This window comes from Pseudomonas brassicae (genome assembly GCF_010671725.1).
Taxonomy (GTDB): Bacteria; Pseudomonadota; Gammaproteobacteria; order Pseudomonadales; family Pseudomonadaceae; genus Aquipseudomonas; species Aquipseudomonas brassicae.
The window spans coordinates 1-1,827 of the sequence record NZ_JAAHBU010000390.1 but is presented as its reverse complement, the minus strand read 5'-3'; the positions used below and the strand labels follow the sequence as shown (position 1 = coordinate 1,827).

2 protein-coding genes and 1 pseudogene are annotated in these 1,827 nt (G+C 52.5%); all 3 read right to left on the bottom strand.

The window, feature by feature from the left end:
- A pseudogene (locus G3436_RS22470) lies at positions 1-1,108 on the bottom strand (integrase); the annotation flags it as partial.
- Entirely contained in the window at positions 1,092-1,517 is a 426-nt protein-coding gene (locus G3436_RS27065; protein WP_178116568.1) for a hypothetical protein, read from the bottom strand. The gene G3436_RS27065 and the pseudogene G3436_RS22470, both read right to left, overlap by 17 nt.
- A 73-nt stretch (positions 1,518-1,590) precedes the next feature.
- A partial coding sequence (locus tag G3436_RS27935) for a hypothetical protein (RefSeq protein ID WP_243667262.1) occupies positions 1,591-1,827 on the bottom strand: 237 nt, incomplete at its 5' end.

The window sequence follows — 1,827 nt, the reverse complement described above, 5'->3', positions numbered from 1 at the left end:
GGCGATGCCGCGCTTTTGACACTCCAGTGCAACTCGGCAAAAGCCTTGATGATCTCAGTGCCATGTCAATATGAAACTCGATCGCATGTCGCAGCGATGTGAATACGGTATCCGATGGCACCGTTCTAAACCTTCCCTTTGTGCCAAGTTTCGGCGTATACGCGTCAGCCTCAACCAGGCCTGTAATCTTCGGCGCGGGAAGTCCGATCTCGTGCAGGGTTCCAAGGTTGTAAAGGCTTGACCGATAGGCGAAATATGTTTGGTCACGCATCAGGGAGTTGGCGGCGGTATGCGCCGGCACGCCAGGATATTCACGCATGAACATCGAGACGTCGTCGTTGAATCCTAAAATGCCATGAGCAGTCTTAGATTGATTCTTGCCCCATAGGCATTGCGGATAAAGGATCTGAGAAAGCCCGATTGTGTTCGGTTGATAGCCGTAGTCAACCTGAGGGCTTCCGTACATACCATTCATGTACAGGCAGGCACGGATCGGTGGGATCAGATCGAAGGGGATGCCTAGTGCATCTTCGTCTTTCTGTTCATTAGTCAGAATCAGAAGCTGAGGGCGCTCCTTGAGAGTCGCCAGAATCTCGCTTTCGCTCGTCTCTTTCAGAAGGTCGTAGCAGTATTCCCTGAGCTTCGGAGTCCAGTTGTAGACCGACTCGGAGATGGAAGTATCTTTTGACAGGGTATCCAGCAACTCGATTAGGTTGCCACCGGTTAGGCCGGCCAGGCCATATTTGGAAATTTTGTATCTGGCGTCGTTGAGAAGCAAAAAATCAATGATGTGACATGCACGCCAGAACTGCCTTGACTGCTGACCTTTGAGATCATTGGACTCGCCAGAGTCGCTATCGTTGCGAGTACTGGATGTCAGGAAATACTTAAACCCTTCCAGGGTGGCTTGGTTCTTTTTAGCAAGCAGAGAGCTGCCGTCAGACATTGTGACGTTCCAGTCCAGCTCCTTGGGGCTTTTTTTGTACTCAAACGAATACTGCCAGACCGGGCTATCGAAGTCGTTCAATAGCCAGGCTGCTGACTTGTACTCCTCGCGTGGCGATCTGAGGAGCGGCTCCAGGAAGGCGAGTTCAGGCGGCAGTAGCATAAATCAGGTTCTCCATCTGGGCAGAGTCGATTTGGGCGCGTGCAGTCTCCAGGTAGTCCTGAAGGTCAAACTCGTTCCCGTCAGTGATGTCGTTGACCAAGAGGTTGGTCAATTTCGCCCAGTAGAGGGCTTTGGCACTGATCTCGTCGGGGCGCGGGGAGAGTCGAACGGCTTCTTCGATCGAGAGCAGGGTAGTCAGGATGCCGACGTCGAGCGAGATGACGACACGGTCGGCTGCTTCTTTGTCTTCCGGGGATGATCTTGCCGGCTTCGGATTTTTGATCGACTCCGGGTCGCGCATGCTTTGCGGGATATCCTTGAGCGCGTTGTTATCCAAAAAGGTATGCAGCTCATCCATAGTCTGGAAATTCGATACCTTGAGGAGGTACTTGCTGTCTTTCATCGCCATGCAGACGATCCCTCGCTGGAAGGCTCGAATCCACCGTGTCTGGAAAAACGCCAAGATCGGTGGGGGAAGGTACCTACTCAATAAATCCAGTGACACATCGGTATGCCCTAGCGCCTTTGACCGTCTCAGTGATGCTGTTGCTCTGGATGTAAATCAGAACTGCTACGGGTCGCCCCGCAACGAGGTGATCGAGATCCGGCAGATGAATTCCTCCACTTCTTCTTTTTGAAAGATTAAGGAAGGGAGAGAACTCGATCAGCGAGATGACTGATGAGCGTGTCGCAAGCGTGCCAGCACTCCAAGTTCGTGG